Source organism: Janthinobacterium sp. SUN137, from assembly GCF_030587265.1.
GTDB lineage: Bacteria > Pseudomonadota > Gammaproteobacteria > Burkholderiales > Burkholderiaceae_D > Janthinobacterium > Janthinobacterium kumbetense.
In genome coordinates this window covers 140,494-156,623 of record NZ_JAPWHZ010000004.1, presented here as the reverse complement: position 1 = coordinate 156,623, position 16,130 = coordinate 140,494, and the positions used below count along the sequence as shown (strand labels likewise).

Annotated in this window: 14 protein-coding genes; 5 read left to right on the top strand and 9 right to left on the bottom strand. The window is 60.3% G+C overall.

Going from position 1 to position 16,130, the window contains the following annotated elements:
- Positions 1-104: 104 nt before the first annotated feature.
- On the bottom strand, positions 105-749 hold the full coding sequence (gene rsmG / locus O3298_RS21110) for a 16S rRNA (guanine(527)-N(7))-methyltransferase RsmG (protein ID WP_289899681.1): 645 nt from the start codon (positions 747-749) through the stop codon (positions 105-107).
- The gene (mnmG, locus tag O3298_RS21105; RefSeq protein WP_251349586.1) at positions 746-2,683 is read right to left on the bottom strand and encodes a tRNA uridine-5-carboxymethylaminomethyl(34) synthesis enzyme MnmG; all 1,938 of its coding nucleotides are present in this window, start codon (positions 2,681-2,683) and stop codon (positions 746-748) included. Before mnmG ends, rsmG begins: the two co-directional genes overlap by 4 nt.
- Before the next feature lie 317 nt (positions 2,684-3,000).
- Between mnmG and sugE the strand changes: the two genes are divergently transcribed.
- From sugE to O3298_RS21085, 4 genes are all read left to right on the top strand, one after another.
- Positions 3,001-3,321 (top strand): quaternary ammonium compound efflux SMR transporter SugE, encoded by a 321-nt coding sequence (gene sugE / locus O3298_RS21100; RefSeq protein WP_289899682.1) that lies wholly within the window; start codon positions 3,001-3,003, stop codon positions 3,319-3,321.
- 11 nt (positions 3,322-3,332) lie between these two features.
- Positions 3,333-3,692 carry an NADH-quinone oxidoreductase subunit A gene (locus tag O3298_RS21095; protein ID WP_289905988.1) on the top strand — a complete coding sequence of 120 codons (360 nt, stop codon included), beginning with the start codon at positions 3,333-3,335 and terminating at the stop codon, positions 3,690-3,692.
- The gene (locus O3298_RS21090; RefSeq protein ID WP_180278653.1) at positions 3,689-3,850 is read left to right on the top strand and encodes a hypothetical protein; all 162 of its coding nucleotides are present in this window, start codon (positions 3,689-3,691) and stop codon (positions 3,848-3,850) included. Before O3298_RS21095 ends, O3298_RS21090 begins: the two co-directional genes overlap by 4 nt.
- Before the next feature lie 76 nt (positions 3,851-3,926).
- A complete protein-coding gene (locus tag O3298_RS21085) occupies positions 3,927-5,084 on the top strand; it encodes an iron-containing alcohol dehydrogenase (protein ID WP_305060471.1) in 1,158 nt (385 codons plus the stop codon).
- Between the two features lie 65 nt (positions 5,085-5,149).
- Here O3298_RS21085 and O3298_RS21080 read toward each other — a convergent pair whose 3' ends face one another.
- The 7 genes from O3298_RS21080 to O3298_RS21050 form a co-directional block, all read right to left on the bottom strand.
- The gene (locus O3298_RS21080; protein ID WP_305060470.1) at positions 5,150-7,210 is read right to left on the bottom strand and encodes a 3-hydroxybutyrate oligomer hydrolase family protein; all 2,061 of its coding nucleotides are present in this window, start codon (positions 7,208-7,210) and stop codon (positions 5,150-5,152) included.
- Positions 7,211-7,286: 76 nt separating this feature from the next.
- Positions 7,287-8,267 (bottom strand): branched-chain amino acid ABC transporter permease, encoded by a 981-nt coding sequence (locus O3298_RS21075; protein ID WP_035823444.1) that lies wholly within the window; start codon positions 8,265-8,267, stop codon positions 7,287-7,289.
- 31 nt (positions 8,268-8,298) lie between these two features.
- The gene (locus O3298_RS21070) at positions 8,299-9,183 is read right to left on the bottom strand and encodes a branched-chain amino acid ABC transporter permease (RefSeq protein ID WP_034752662.1); all 885 of its coding nucleotides are present in this window, start codon (positions 9,181-9,183) and stop codon (positions 8,299-8,301) included.
- Between the two features lie 159 nt (positions 9,184-9,342).
- Complete coding sequence (locus O3298_RS21065) at positions 9,343-10,551, bottom strand: ABC transporter substrate-binding protein (RefSeq protein WP_099665952.1); 1,209 nt, start codon at positions 10,549-10,551, stop codon at positions 9,343-9,345.
- A gap of 76 nt (positions 10,552-10,627) precedes the next feature.
- The gene (locus O3298_RS21060) at positions 10,628-11,356 is read right to left on the bottom strand and encodes an ABC transporter ATP-binding protein (protein ID WP_077398364.1); all 729 of its coding nucleotides are present in this window, start codon (positions 11,354-11,356) and stop codon (positions 10,628-10,630) included.
- Positions 11,356-12,126 carry an ABC transporter ATP-binding protein gene (locus O3298_RS21055; RefSeq protein ID WP_034752653.1) on the bottom strand — a complete coding sequence of 257 codons (771 nt, stop codon included), beginning with the start codon at positions 12,124-12,126 and terminating at the stop codon, positions 11,356-11,358. The genes O3298_RS21060 and O3298_RS21055 overlap by 1 nt, the downstream gene beginning before the upstream one ends.
- A gap of 133 nt (positions 12,127-12,259) precedes the next feature.
- Complete coding sequence (locus O3298_RS21050; protein WP_305060469.1) at positions 12,260-13,885, bottom strand: GMC family oxidoreductase; 1,626 nt, start codon at positions 13,883-13,885, stop codon at positions 12,260-12,262.
- 1,457 nt (positions 13,886-15,342) lie between these two features.
- Here O3298_RS21050 and O3298_RS21045 point away from each other — a divergent pair.
- Positions 15,343-16,119, top strand: coding sequence for a 5'-methylthioadenosine/adenosylhomocysteine nucleosidase (locus tag O3298_RS21045; RefSeq protein ID WP_305060468.1), 777 nt, complete (start codon positions 15,343-15,345; stop codon positions 16,117-16,119).
- Positions 16,120-16,130 lie beyond the last annotated feature (11 nt).

Genomic DNA, 16,130 nt, shown 5'->3' with positions numbered 1-16,130 from the left:
CGAAACGATTTATATTATTTATTTCGTTTATACGATATAAATCATTTATATCGTTTATACCGTATAAACTGTTTATATGATTTATACCGTTTAATTTTCGGTTTTTAAATTCTTGCTATAAAGACCAGATGACGCTCTGCATTTAGCCCTGGCACCTGGATAGGCCGCAATTCCGTCACTTGCCAGTCTGCCGGCAGTCTCTCACGCTCATCTGGCGGAGCCACCCCTTTCAAGGCGATGAATTGCCCGCCCTCGGCCAGCACGTGGTTCGACCAGTTGACGAAGTCGGACAGGTCGGCAAAGGCGCGCGAGGTGATCACGTCGAATTTCTGCTGCACTTCCAGCTGTTCCACGCGTTTCGTGTACACGGTCACGTTGGCGAGGCCCAGTTCGGCCTTCACTTGCGTCAGGAATGCCGTCTTTTTATGCACCGTGTCGATCATCGACACCTTCACATCGGGCCGCGCGATGGCCAGCACCATGCCCGGCAAGCCGCCGCCGGCGCCCACGTCGAGCACGTTTTTCGCCTGCGCGAACGCCGGCACGGCGGCCAGCGAATCGAGCACGTGCAGGGTCAGCATCTGCAGCGGATCGCGCACCGACGTCAGGTTGTACACGCTGTTCCATTTGGCCAGCAAGGCCAGGTAATCGAGCAGTTTTTCCGTCTGATCCGCGCTCAGGTCCAGCCCCAGCGCGGCGATGCCTTCATTCAAAATCTGGGCCAATGCGGCCCGGTCAAACTGCTTCATTCAACAACCTCGTCCTTTAAAGTGGTGGTCTGCGCGGCACCGAAGCCGCGCTTTTTCAGGTGGACCAGCAGCAGCGAAATCGCCGCCGGCGTCACGCCGGAAATGCGCGAAGCCTGGCCCAGGGTTTCCGGGCGCTGCTTGTCGAGTTTTTGCCGCACCTCGACGGACAGCGCGCCGATGTCCAGGTAGTTGAAACCCTCTGGCAAAGCCAGGTTTTCATAGTGTTCGTGACGCTCGATTTCCTTGCTCTGGCGCTCGATGTAGCCCGCGTATTTGAGCTGGATTTCCACCTGCTCGCGCACGGCCGCGTCTTCCACGCCGGGGCCGGCCAGGGCTTGGCCTTCGATGCCCGTCATGCTCATCAGGGTGTCGTAGGCGACGTTCGGACGGCGCAGCAAGTCCGCCAGCGAATACTCGCGCTCGATGGCCTGGCCGACGATGCGTTCCGATTCGGCGGCCGCCAGGATGCGCGGGTTGACCCACGTGGAACGCAGGCGCTCGAGTTCGCGCGCCACCGCTTCGCGCTTCGTTTCAAACGCTTGCCATTGGGCGTCGCCCACGCAGCCCAGGGCGCGGCCGATTTCCGTCAGGCGCATGTCGGCATTGTCTTCGCGCAGGCTCAAACGGTACTCGGCGCGGCTGGTGAACATGCGGTACGGTTCCTGCACGCCCTGCGTGATCAGATCGTCGACCAGCACGCCCAGATAGGCCTCGGAGCGGCCCGGTACCCAGGCTTCCTTGTCCTGCGTCAACAAGGCCGCATTCAGGCCCGCCAGCATGCCTTGCGCGGCCGCTTCCTCGTAGCCCGTGGTGCCGTTGATCTGGCCCGCAAAGAACAGGCCGGCGACGGCCTTCGTTTCCAGCGATGCCTTCAAGCCGCGCGGGTCGAAATAATCGTATTCGATGGCATAGCCGGGACGCAGGATGTGCGCGTTTTCCATGCCCTTCATCGATTGCACCAGGGCGATCTGCACGTCGAACGGCAAGCTCGTGGAGATACCGTTCGGATAGAACTCATGCGTCGTCAAGCCTTCCGGCTCGAGGAAGATCTGGTGCGATTCCTTGCCCGAGAAACGGTGGATCTTGTCTTCGATCGAGGGGCAATAGCGGGGCCCCACGCCTTCGATCACGCCCGTATACATGGGGCTGCGGTCCAGGCCGGCGCGGATGATGTCGTGCGTCTGGCTATTCGTGTGCGTGACCCAGCATGGCACCTGGCGCGGGTGCATGGCCGTATTGCCCATGACGGAAAAGACGGGCACGGGATCGAGGTCGCCCGGCTGCTCTTGCATCACGGAAAAGTCGATCGTGCGGCCATCGATGCGCGGCGGCGTGCCCGTTTTCAGGCGGCCCTGCGGCAGTTTCAGCTCTTTCAGGCGGGCCGACAGCGAGATGGCGGGCGGGTCGCCGGCGCGGCCGGCCGAGTAGTTATTCAAGCCCACGTGGATCTTGCCGTCGAGGAAGGTTCCAGCCGTCAACACGACGGCGCGCGCGAGAAACTTCAAGCCGATCTGCGTCACGGCGCCGACGACGCGGTCGCCTTCGACGATCAGGTCATCGACGGCTTGCTGGAACAGCCACAGGTTAGTCTGGTTTTCCAGGCGCGTACGGATGGCGGCCTTGTAGAGAATACGGTCGGCCTGGGCGCGCGTGGCGCGGACTGCCGGGCCTTTCGAGGAATTCAGGATGCGGAACTGGATGCCGGACTCGTCGGTGGCGATCGCCATCGCGCCGCCCATGGCATCGACTTCCTTGACCAGGTGGCCCTTGCCGATGCCACCGATGGAAGGGTTGCACGACATCTGGCCCAGTGTCTCAATATTATGCGTGAGCAATAGCGTCTTCTGCCCCATGCGGGCGGAAGCGAGGGCCGCCTCGGTACCGGCGTGACCACCACCGACAACGATGACGTCGAATTCTGTAGGAAATAACATGATAAATAGGTAACAGTGCAAGTAAAAATGCGGGATGAGAGCTCCGATTATAGAGTCTTTTTGCAAGCGCAACCTTGCGCAGCGCATTTTTTGCTTAATTTTTACTCAGTAGGGGCAAGCCAACGACGATTTCTGTTTCACGTGGAACACGCAGCGTGGTCAGGCAGAGGGCTGCGGTAGCGTGAAATATTTGCTACAATTGCCGCATCGTCCGCCAACGTGACCACGCCAGTGGCCAGCGGGACGATCATCCAGGAGGACGGCCTCCCCCATCATGGGAACACACCGGGACGGCCCGCTCTGTATAAGGAGCCGCCATGGCCTGGATACTGTTACTCATTGCCGGCATGTTTGAAGTCGTGTGGGCATACTCGATGAAACTCTCCGAGGGTTTCACCAAACTCACTCCCTCCGTCATTACCATCGTCATGATGATCGCCAGCTTCGGCTTGCTGTCGCTGGCCATGCGCACCCTGCCCCTGGGCACGGCCTACACGATCTGGACGGGCATCGGCGCCGTCGGCGCCTTCATCGTCGGCATCGTCTTTCTGGGCGAACAAGTCAACACCATGCGCGTGTGCGCCGCCGTCCTCATCGTGTGCGGCATCGTGCTGATGAAACTGTCGTCCAGCCACTGAGAGGAATTCCCATGCTCCTCGAAAACTATTTTCCCGTCCTCCTGTTCATTCTGATCGGCATCCTCGTCGGCATCGTGCCCATGCTGCTGGGCCGCGCGCTGGGGCCGCACAAGCCGGACCCGCAAAAACTGTCGCCGTACGAATGCGGCTTCGAAGCGTTCGGCGACGCGCGCATGAAATTCGACATCCGCTTCTACCTGGTGGCCATCCTGTTCATCCTGTTCGATATCGAGGTGATCTTCCTGATGCCATGGGCGGCCAACGTCAATGAACTGGGCTTGCATGGTTTCTGGGCCGTCATGGGTTTCCTGGGCGTACTGACCATCGGCCTGGCCTATGAATGGAAACGCGGCGCGCTGGAGTGGGAATGAGCAAGCTGCTGTTGCTCAACCTGCTGATGGGCGCAGGCCTGGCCTATGCGGCCGTGCGCGAGTATCGGCAAGATGCGCGCACATTCCGCGTGCTGGCGGCCGTTTCCAGCCTGTCGCTGCTCGTGAGCCTGGGGCTGGCCAGCCAGCTGCAAGACTAAACGGTTCCACGTGAAACATACGCGGAGCGCGAAAGCGGAGTAAGCTTGGCTTCTGTCCTTGCCGCCAGGAGTCTGCATGCCCGCCTTCCAGTTCCGCACCGTGCCGCATCTGATCGTTGAACCGGGCGCCGCCGCCCAACTGGGCGCACATATCGCCCACCACTTCCCCACCGTCCGCCGCGCCCTGCTCGTCACCGATGCAGGGTTTCTGCGGACGGGACTGGCCGATGCCCCTCTGCACAGCTTGCGCACGGCGGGCATCGACACCCATGTTTTTTCCGACGTGCAAGCCGATCCGCCCGAAGCCATCGTGCTGGCAGGCGTGGCCCAGGCCCGGATGTTTCACGTGGAACTGATTATCGGCCTCGGTGGCGGCAGCTCGCTGGACGTGGCCAAGCTGATCGCCGTGCTGGTCCCCGGCCACCAGGAACTGGCCCAACTGTATGGCATCGGCAATGTCCACGGCCAGCGCCTGCCCCTGGTGCAATTGCCGACCACGGCGGGCACGGGCTCGGAAGTGACGCACATCGCCATCGTCACCACGGGCGCCACCAGCAAGATGGGCGTGGTGGCGCCGCAACTGTATGCGGACCTGGCCATCCTCGACGCCCGCCTGACCCTGGGCTTGCCGCCCGCCGTGACGGCCGCCACCGGCATCGACGCCATGGTGCATGCGATCGAAGCGTACACCAGCCGCCTGCTGAAAAATCCCTTGTCCGACATGCTGGCCAGCCAGGCGCTGTCGCTGCTGTCTGCCAATCTGCTCACGGCCTGCCGCGATGGCAGCCACTTGCCGGCGCGCCAAGCCATGCTGCTGGGCGCCATGCTGGCCGGCCAGGCGTTTTCCAACGCCCCCGTGGCCGCCGTGCATGCGCTCGCCTATCCCATCGGCGGACTGTTCCACGTGCCACATGGCCTGTCGAATGCGCTGGTGCTGCCGCACGTGCTGCGCTTTAATCTGTCCCACGCGGCGCCCCTGTACGCGCAACTGGCAGCCATCGTGCAGCCCAGCATTACGGGCAGCGACGAGGCGCGGGCGAACGCCCTGATCGACGCCATGCAGGAGATTGCCTCGGCCACGGGCATCGCCCGCACCCTGCGCGAGGTGGGCATCGCGGCCAGCGACCTGGACCGGCTGGCCGATGAAGCCATGCTGCAGACGCGCTTGCTGGGCAACAATCCCCGTCCCGTCACGCGCGGCGATGCGCGCGCCATCTATGCGGCCGCGCTGTAAAAACATACAAGACATAAAAAAAGCCACGCATGGCGCGTGGCTAGCCTTGCGACCACGAGCAGCCGCTAGTTGGGAATATCCACCACCGTGCCCGTCACGCTGATGACATTGCCGGCCGCCGGCGTTGCCGCAATGGCCGGCACGTTGACATTCGTGATCAGGGTCGACGCATCGGCGCGCGTCACCGTGCGCACCACCTGCGATGGCGGCAAGGCTTGCTTGGCGTTCAAGTGCGCATACATGGCGTCCAGCGCCCGGTTCAGGTACACGTGCAGGGGCACGATCAGGGTCGGCAAGGCGCTGCTGAAGGAATCGAAGTGGTTGGCGTTGGTCACCTCGATATAACGCAGGCGGCTATTCGTCCCTTCCACCGCTGCGTTCAGCCCCAGATAGGCGCGCGAGGCGTGATTGACGGGAATCAAGGTGTCGCTGCGGCCATGCACGATGAGGGCCGGCTTGCCATTGAGTTTGCCCGTCGCCTGCACCTCGGTCATGCCTGCCCGCACGCGCACGCTTTGCGCGGCCAGCGTACCCTGCAAGTTGGCGTTGCTGACGGCATCGCGTCCCGTCGCCAGGCTGCGCAGGCACAGGAAGCCGTCGAGCGACTGGTCCGCCAGGCTGCTCGATGGCGACACGCCGGCCGTGTACACCCTGGCGCCGCCCACGCTGTTCTCGTACACGACATTGCCCACGATGCCGCTCTGCGTGGCAAAGCTGACAGCCTTTTGCGCCGTGGTAAACGCGATCGGATTGCCGCTGAGATCCGTCTGCGCAAACGTGAAACCGCACACTTTATCGGTCACGGAGAATTTGCCGTAGGCATACGCATACGTGACGGCCACGAGGATATTCGTGCCCGCGTGCGCCGCCTGCAGCGGATCGGAATCCGCTAACCAGCCATACGCGCGCAAGCGCTGCTTCGCGTCCGCCTGCTGCGCCGCCAGGTCGGCGCCGTTCAGCAAGCCCTTGGTCACCAGCGCCGTGCAGCGTCCCGCATTGCCCGCCACGGAAGCGATGCACGGCTGGTACAGGGCGGCGTAGGTGGCGTAGTCGAACAGCGCGCGGCCGGGATTGGCCACCACCGCCCCACCCTGGCGCACGCTGTAGGCAGTCGATGGCGCTGGCTGAACTTGCGGCTCGCTGGCCGCCACGCCGCCGATCAAGCCCTTGCTATCCTGTTCCGCCGCCAGCAAGGCCGAGCCGGCGCCGTTGGAAATGCTGGACGCAATCGTGATGGTGTTCTTCGGCGTCAGCCGCACGACGCGCGAACTGCCGTCGCGGGCCAGCACGCCATAGCGTTCGTTCAACACGTAATACGCCATCTCGATGGCCTGCAGGGTGACCTTGCCCCAATCCTTCTCGGGATTCTGTTGCGAGTGCGCGTGCTTGAAGGCGATGCGGTTCGGGTTGGCAGCGGCCCAGGCCAGCCGGTCGGCATCGCTCAAGTCCGGCGCGAAGAGCGCATTCTTGCCGGCAGCCACCCTGCCTGCGCGCACGCCGTTCTGCAGGTTCACGCTGTCATCTTCAAACACATACAGGCCCGTGCCGGAACCCTTGTCGGCATACGCCACGGCGCAACCCTTTTTCAGCCCCCATTCGCCCGAGCTGCCGATGGCGCCGTAAATGCCGCGCGAGCCGCTGGACGTGCCCGTGACGATGCAGGCATGGTCGGGGTCGAAGCTGGCCGGCACCTGCACCATCAGGGTGACATTCTTCTTGCCCGTGCCATCGTCGGCATACGCGATGTATTCGCTGCCGGCGATCAGGCCCTCGCCCGTGCCCACGTTCCCGGACGCATCCACGTTCGGTCCGTACAAGGTGCCGTAGCCGCTGTTGGCGGCAATGTCGAGCACGGCGCGGTAATTGGCGTAGATCGCATTGCGGCGCAATTCGACCGGCGTCGGCTGCTCCGCGTTCGCATACGCGGGAGTCGCTCCCGCCAGCCCCGTCTTGCCCAGGCCGGCCGTCAGCAGATCGTTCGTCTTGCCGTCGTAGTCGGTCCGCGTGATGGTGCCCAGGTAGCCCGGTATCTGGTTACGTTCTTCCGGTGCATGATTGCTGCCGCAGGCTGCCAACGCCAGCAGGGTGCACAGGCTGCTCCCCGCGCGCGTGATCGTCGTTTGCATGGTGGTTCTCTCCGTTAAGGTAACAGTGGACGCACAATGAAAAACGCCGGACGATCCGTCCGGCGTTGCTTGAAAATCAGACAGCGGCTTTGGCTGGCCTGCCGCCGAAGCGCGCGATGGCTTCGCCGACGATGCCGCGCCGGAACATCAGCACGCAGATGACGAAGATCACGCCGGTCACCATGCCCACCGATTCGCCCAGGGTGCCGAACCACTCGATGCCCGTGTGCGTGGCCAGGTAGGTGCCGACATCGCCCAGCTTGTTTTCCAGCGCGATGATCAGCACGGCGCCGAGGATGGGGCCGGACAAGGTGCCCATGCCGCCTACCAGTGTCATCAGCACAACGAGGCCCGACATGCCCCAGTACACGTCGGTGAGGGTTTCAAAGCCCAGCACCAGCGTCTTGGTGGCGCCGGCCAGCGCGGCCAGCGAAGCGGACAGCACGATGGCCATCAGCTTGTACTTGTTGACGTCATAGCCCAGCGAGATGGCGCGCGGTTCGTTTTCCTTGATCGCCTTGAGCACTTGTCCGAACGGCGAGTGGATGGTGCGCACGATCAGGGCGAAGCCGGCGACAAAAATCGCCAGCACGACGTAATACAGGACGGTGTCATTGCCCAGGTCTATCGTGCCCAGCAAGGTTCCACGTGGAACACCCTGCAAGCCATCCTCGCCCCCCGTGAACGGCAGGCGCAAGGCCAGGAAGTACACCATCTGCGCCAGCGCCAGGGTGATCATCGTAAAGTAGATGCCCTGGCGGCGGATCGCCAGGCCGCCGATCACCAGGCCCAGCAAGGCGCCCGTGGCGACGCCGGCCAGCAATCCCAGTTCCGTTGGCCAGCCCCAGGTGCGCAGCGCATAGCCGGTGACATAGCCGGCGCCGCCGAAGAAGGCCGCGTGGCCGAACGACAGCAAGCCCGTGTAGCCGATCAGCAAGTTGAAAGCGCAGGCAAACAGGGCAAAGCACAGCAACTTCATCAGGAAGACGGGATAGCCGTAAAACGGGGCCGCCAACGCCAGCAGCAAGGCAATGGCGTAGCCTACATTCTTATTCATCGTGGTAGCTCCAATACATGACTGATGAGGATTACTTTTCTTTGCCGAACAGGCCGGCGGGACGCAGCAGCAGCACGATAACCATCACCACGAACACCACGGTGGCCGAGCCTTCCGGGTAGAACACGCGGGTCAGGCCCTCGATCACGCCCAGGCCCAGGCCCGTCAGGATGGAACCCATGATGGAACCCATGCCGCCAATCACCACCACGGCAAACACGACGATGATCAGGTTCGAGCCCATCAGCGGCGAGACCTGGATAATGGGCGCCGCCAGCACGCCGGCGAAACCGGCCAGGGCCACGCCGAAGCCGAACGTCAACGTCACCATCAGCGGCACGTTGATGCCGAACGCTTCCACCAGTTTCGGGTTTTCCGTGCCGGCCCGCAGGTAGGCGCCCAGCTTGGTTTTTTCGATGACGAACCAGGTCGCCAGGCAGACGGAGAGCGAGGCGATGACCACCCAGGCGCGGTAGTTCGGCAGGATCATGAAACCGAGGTCCGTCGCGCCGGCCAGCGCTTCGGGCACGGCATACGGCTGGCCCGAGACGCCGTAGAAGGAGCGGAACACGCCTTCCATGATCAGGGTGATGCCGAAGGTCAGCAGCAAGCCATACAGGTGGTCGAGTTTATACAGCCAGCGCAGCATGGTCTTTTCGATCAGGATGCCGACAAGGCCGACGAGGATGGGGGCGATGACCAGCATGGCCCAGTAATTGATGTCGAAATAGCTGAGGCCCATCCAGGCCAGGAAGGCGCCCATCATGTACATGGCGCCGTGCGAGAAATTAATCACATTAAGCAAGCCGAAGATGACAGCCAGACCGAGGGACAACATGGCATAGAACGAGCCGTTGACGAGACCCAGCAGCAGCTGGCTCATCATCGCTTGTATTGGAACGCCGAAAATTTCCATGGCATCACAGTATAAAAAGCACCGCCGGGTAGCGGTGTGGTATCAAGGGAAACGCGCCACCGCAAACGGGAGCGGCGGCGCAAGGCGAACCCTGCGAACGAAGCGTGCAGGACAGAGCACCCGCGCAGCGGCGGGCACTCTGTAGAGGTTGCTACAGCATTACTTCCACAGCGAACACTTCGACTCGGCCTTGGTCACATACGCCTGCGCACCGGGCACGGTGGCGACCACCTTGTAGTAATCCCATGGGTACTTCGACTCGGACGGTTTCTTGACTTCCATTAAATACATATCGTGCACCATGCGGCCATCGGGGCGCACTTCGCCATTCTGGGTAAACATGTCGTTGATCTTGGTCTTTTTCAGATAGGCCATGACTTTTTCCGTGTCATCCGTGCCCAGCGCCTTGACGGCTTTCAGGTAGTTCGCCGCGGCCGAATAGTCGGCCGCCTGCAGCATCGACGGTTCCTTCTTCATCTTGGCGAAATAGCGTTTCGACCAGGCGCGCGTCTCTGCATTCAAGTCCCAGTACCAGCCGTCCGTCAGGTACATGCCTTGCGTCAAGTTCAAGCCCAGCGAATGGATGTCATTGATGAAGATCAGCAAGCCGGCCAGCTTCATCGATTTCGTCAGGCCGAACTCGTTGGCCGCCTTGATGCTGTTGATGGCGTCGCCACCGGCATTGGCCAGGCCGAGGATTTGCGGTTTTGCCGCTTGCGCCTGCAGCAGAAAGGAAGAGAAATCGGAAGCGCCCAGCGGATGCTTGACGCTGCCCAGCACCTTGCCGCCGGCCGCCTTGACGACCTCGGCTGTGTCTTTTTCCAGCGAGTGGCCAAACGCGTAGTCGGCCGTCATGAAATACCAGTTCTTGCCGCCCTGCTTGACGATGGTGCCGCCCGTGCCGCGCGCCAGCGCCACCGTGTCATACGCGTAATGCACGGTGTACGGCGTGCATTCCTCATTCGTCAGACGCGACGAACCGGCGCCGATGGCGATAAAGATTTTCTTCTTTTCCGCCGCGACCTTGGCCATGGCCAGGCTGGCGCCGGAATTGGTGCCGCCGATCAGCATGTCGACGCCCTGCTGGTCGAACCATTCGCGCGCCTTCGAGGCGGCGATGTCAGCCTTGTTTTGATGGTCGGCGGAAATGAATTCCACCTTTTTGCCGGCCAGCACCACGCCGGCATCGGCGATCGCCATCTTGATGGCTTCCGCGCCGCCGAGGCCGTCGACGTCGGAATACACGCCCGACATGTCGGAAATAAAACCGATCTTGATGGTGTCGCCCGATACCTGGGCGTGCGCGGCGCTGGACAAGCCCAGGGCGCAAAGAGTGGCGGTGGCAATGGCGATAGCGTTACGTTTCATAGTGTCTCCGTTGGGATTATTGTTTGCTATTCAGTCGATTGCTGGACGATGACGAGTACAACAGACTACATGGGGACTACACGCCAAGCAGCTCGGTCAATACCGGCATCTTGGCCTCCAGTTCGGATGCAGCAAAAGTCTCGACGATCTGACCGTGCTCCATCACATAAAACCGGTCCGCCAGCGGCGCGGCAAACCGGAAATTCTGTTCCACCATGACGATGGTGTAACCCTTCGCCTTCAGGGTGGTGATCATGCGCGCCAAGCCTTGCACGATGACGGGCGCCAGGCCTTCGGAAATTTCATCGAGCAGCAGCAAACGCGCGCCCGTGCGCAGGATGCGCGCCACGGCCAGCATCTGCTGTTCCCCGCCCGACAGGCGCGTGCCCTGGCTGTGGCGGCGCTCCTGCAGGTTCGGGAACATGGCGTAGATTTCCTCCACCGACATGCCCTTCTCGCCGCTGGCCAGGGTAGGCGGCAGCAACAGGTTTTCCTCCGTCGACAGCGAGGAAAAAATGCCGCGCTCTTCAGGACAATACCCGATGCCCAGGTGGGCGATTTTGTGCGTGGCCAAACCTATCGCTTCGACGCCGTTGACCTTGATGGAGCCCGTGCGTGCGCCCGTCAGCCCCATGATGGCGCGCAAGGTGGTGGTGCGGCCGGCGCCGTTACGGCCCAGCAAAGTCACCACCTCGCCCTGCTCCACTTTCAGGTTTACGTCGTGCAGGATGTGCGATTCGCCATACCAGGTGTGCAGTTGTGCAATTTCCAGCGCGGGTGCGCTGCCATTCGCTCGTGTCGCCATCAATGCGCCCCTTCCAGTTCCGCGTGGGTGGTGCCCATGTACGCTTCCATCACTTGCGGATTGCGCGACACTTCCGCGTAACTGCCTTCGGCCAGCATAGCGCCACGCTGCAGGACGGAAATCTTGTCGCAGATGCCGGAAACCACGCTCATATTGTGTTCCACCATCAAAATCGTGCGGCCAGCCGACACTTTTTTAATCAATTCCGTCACGCGGTGCACGTCTTCATGGCCCATGCCTTGCGTCGGTTCGTCGAGCAGCATCATTTCCGGCTCCATCGCCAGGGTGGTGGCAATTTCCAGCGCCCGCTTGCGGCCGTAAGGCATGTCGACCGTGATGGTGTCGGCAAACTCCGTCAGGTCGACTTCGGCCAGCAAGGCCATGGCGCGGTCGTTGAGCTGGTTCAATGCCCGTTCGCTTTGCCAGAAGTGAAACGAGGTGCCGAGCTGGCGCTGCAAGCCGATGCGCACATTTTGCAGCACGGATAAATGGGGGAAGACGGCGGAAATCTGGAAGGAACGGATCACGCCCATGCGCGCGATCTGGGCCGGTTTGGCGGCCGTGATATCTTTCCCATTGAACAGGATCTGTCCGGAAGTGGGGACCAGGAATTTGGTGAGCAAGTTGAAACACGTGGTCTTGCCGGCGCCGTTCGGACCGATCAAGGCGTGGATATGGCCCCGCTCTACCTTCAGGTTCACGTCGCTCACAGCGGTGAATCCCTTGAATTCCTTGGTCAAATTTCTTGTTTCCAAGATTACGTTTGACATCGTGTCTCCTAGTTGTACTTTTTGTACTACTTAGTCATTTTTATAATACACAACTTAAATTTAACGCACAATACAGTATAACTACGGGGATTTTTCGCCGGCCCGAATGGCGCAAACTCGCACGCTTGCCCGGCTATTTCCAGGCCGCGTGTATCATTTGCGCCGCTTTTTCCGCGATCATCACGGTGGGCGAGTTCGTATTACCAGAAGTAATGTACGGCATGATCGAGGCATCGACGACGCGCAAGCCGGCTACGCCGAGCACGCGCAGCTGGCTGTCGACCACGCTCAAGGGATCGCTGGCCAGGCCCATGCGGCAAGTACCGACGGGATGAAAGATGGTGGTGCCGATCTGGCTGGCCGCCTGCGCCAGTTCTTCCTGGCTCTGGAATTGCACGCCGGGTTTGTATTCCTGCGGCGCAAACTTACTTAACGCCGGCGCGGCGGCGATGGCCCGCGTCAGGCGCAAGGCGTCGGCCGCCACGGCGCGGTCCTGCTCGGTACTCAGGTAATTGGGCACGATCTTCGGCGCCGCATAGCTGTCCCCCGACGCGATATGCACGTGGCCGCGCGAGGTGGGGCGCAGATTGCACACGCTGGCCGTAAACGCGGGAAACGCGTGCAGCGGTTCGCCGAATTTATCCAGCGACAGCGGCTGCACGTGATATTGCAGGTTCGGCGTGGCTTGCTGCGGGTCGGACTTGGCAAACGCTCCCAGCTGCGACGGCGCCATCGACATGGGCCCGCTCTGGAACAGCGCATATTGCAAGCCGATCTGCATTTTTCCCACGATATTGCTGGCCATCACATTCAAGGTTTTCACGCCCTGCACCTTGTAAACCATACGCAGCTGCAAATGATCCTGCAAATTGCCGCCCACGCCGGCCGCATCGAGCACTGGCACAATCCCATGCTGCTGCAGCAAGGCGGCCGGGCCGATGCCGGACAATTGCAGCAATTGCGGCGAACCGATGGCGCCCGCCGTCAGCAGGGTTTCCCGCCGGGCCGTCGCCTGCCACTGCGTGCCGCCGCCCGTAAACACGATGCCCGCGCAGCGCGGTCCTGCGTCCGTCGTTTCCAGCAACAGACGTTCCACGTGGCAACCCGTCATGATGGTCAGGTTCGGGCGGCGCGATGCCGGTTTCAAGAACGCTTTTGAGGTATTCCAGCGGATGCCGCGGCGCTGGTTGACGTCGAAATATGCGCTACCGCTATTGTCGCCGCCATTGAAATCGCTGGTTTTCGGGATGCCGACCTGCTGCGCCGCATCGCGGAATGCGTTCAGGATATCCCAGGACAGGCGCTGTTTTTCCACGCGCCATTCGCCGCCCACGCCGTGGTTTTCCGAGGCGCCGCCGTAATAATCCTCGCTTTGTTTGAAAAGCGGCAAGACTTTGTCCCAGCGCCAGGAAGCGTCGTCCGTCAGGTCGGCCCAGTGGTCGTAATCGCCCGCCTGGCCGCGCATGTAGATCATACCGTTGATGGAAGAGCTGCCGCCCAGCACTTTTCCGCGTGGATAGATCAGGCTGCGCCCGCCCAGGCCCGCGTCCGCCTGCGTGGAATACAGCCAGTCCGTGCGGGGATTGCCGATGCAATGCAGATAGCCGACGGGGATGTGGATCCACACGTAATCGTCCTTGCCGCCCGCTTCCACGAGCAAAACGTTGGCGTCCTTGTCGCGCGTGAGCCGGTTGGCCAGCACGCAACCTGCCGTACCGCCGCCCACGATGATGTAGTCGTATTCGCCTGCCGATTCCAATGAAGCTCCTTTCGGTATGCCATCAAGCTGTCGCGCGGCGTGTCTCCCCACCGCGTCCCTGTACCAGAGTCTGTCTTTCTTCATGCATGCATGGCTGCTGAGCCGCCTTGAGATTACCACCAGTGCCGGGCCAGAGCGACATTAATCGTGGCCCGCGATACGGCCGAACGTCACGGCAAGCTCAAAAACAGGGTCGCCAAGTTGTGGATAACCGTATGGATATCCACAGGTACGATATGTGCGTAAACGAAAATTTTTTTGGACGCCTTTTTTTTATCCCAAAACCATCCCCGGCAGATACAACCCTTACTCAGCGTTTATCCGTACGCCAAGCGATTGTTTACAAGGATAAATCCGGACTTATCCACAGAAGATGCCGCCGTTAACTACTATTACTATTCTTGTATACGAACTTGTTAAGGTAAACCCGACAACGCGCGCTTTGCCTGCCCTTCGCCCTCGAGAAACTACGCCAAGCCTGTCTACAAAAAAAAACCGGCGAACTGCTTTGACTGACAAAAAAAATGGCGCCAACAACTGCGCGACGAAAACCGGCACGGCCAGCATCACGCGCACAGCACTGCCAAACCGTTTTGCAAAATGGAAACGTCAACAGGCTTGAACAGGCACAGTGCCGACAAGCGGTTCGATGTAAAAAAGAGGGGGAATTTGAGACGATTGTGGATAAGTCACTTGATATCCACAGGATGACTTGTGCGTAAACACGAACTTTTGCGCAGGCCCGCATTTTATACAATTTTGCTCCTCGCGTGATACAGCGATTATGCACGCTTTATTTTGCGCGTAAACGATTGATCCTGTTGAAAAAAAGCGACTTATCCACAGAAAAAAACGCGTTTACTATTACTACTATTTTTATATATAGATCTATTGTAAACCGACAAAAAAAGCGGAAGTCCGGGGATATTTCCAAAAAGCATGCAAAAACCGCCAAAAAAAAAGCCAACGGCGACATCGCGAGCCACTGCCAAACCGTCTTCCAGGAATCACCTGGATGCCAAGGTTCATGAAAGAACAACGCGCGTGGTTGCTCAACCAGGATTGCCAGGCAAGGATCAAGGCAAACGAAACACGTCAAACATGCCACTACAGCAAGAAAATCCGTGATTTTTGCTTGCCGCTGTGGATAAGTGCCTGCATATCCACAGGATGAGATGTGGGAAAAGTCGATCTTTGTCCACAGCCCAATTTTTATCCCAAACAAGTCCTCCGTAGATACAATGCTTGTGCGCCTACTTTTTTGTGCGCCAAGTCGATGATTTTTATACGGTATACCGACTTATCCACAAAAAAATGGCCGTTTACTATCACTACTATTTTTATGTATACATCTTTATTTAAAACACAGAGACAAACGCGAACGGTGGAAAAGTCACCGAAATAGCTGTTTTCACCCTGTAAACCGTTTGGCAATCCAAAAAACCTGTAAAAACAGCATGAATTCACACAAAAAAATGCGTTTAGGCATCATCAGCGCCTTGCACGAAGAACAGCAGGGGCTGGTAGAAGCCATGCAAGGCCCCCAGAGGCGTTCGCACGGCATGCGCGACTACACCCTGGGAACCCTGTGGAATATCGACGCTGTGTGCGTCCTGTCGCGTCTGGGCAAGGTTGCCGCCGCCATGACAGCTTCTATCCTTGTGGAAAAGTACGGAGTTACCCACATCGTCTTCACCGGCGTGGCCGGCAGTGGGGATAAACACGTGAAAGTCGGCGATATCGTCGTGGCCGAAGCGCTGTTGCAGCACGATATGGACGCCCGTCCCCTGTTTCCCCGCTTCGAAGTGCCGCTGACGGGACTGCAGCGCTTTGCCACGGACCTGCAACTGAGCACGCAACTGGCTGCCGCCGCGGAAGATTTCCTGCGTGACGATGTGTCCAGCGTGCTCAAGGCGGCGGATATTGCGCAATTCAGCCTGCAGCACGCGCAAGTGCACCGCGGCCTGATCGCCAGCGGCGACCAGTTCATCAGCAGCGCCGCGCATATCAACCAGCTCAAAGTTGATATCCCCGACCTGCTGGCCGTCGAAATGGAAGGCGCCGCCGTGGCGCAAGTGTGTTTTGAACTGGGCGTGCCGTTTACCGTCATGCGCACCATTTCCGACAATGCCAACGAAGAGGCGGCAGTCGACTTCATGCGCTTCGTGCAAACCGTCGCTTCGCCGTACGCGTTGACGGTGATCCAGCAGCTGTGCCAGCGCCTGGCTGGCTGATTTTTCAGCTA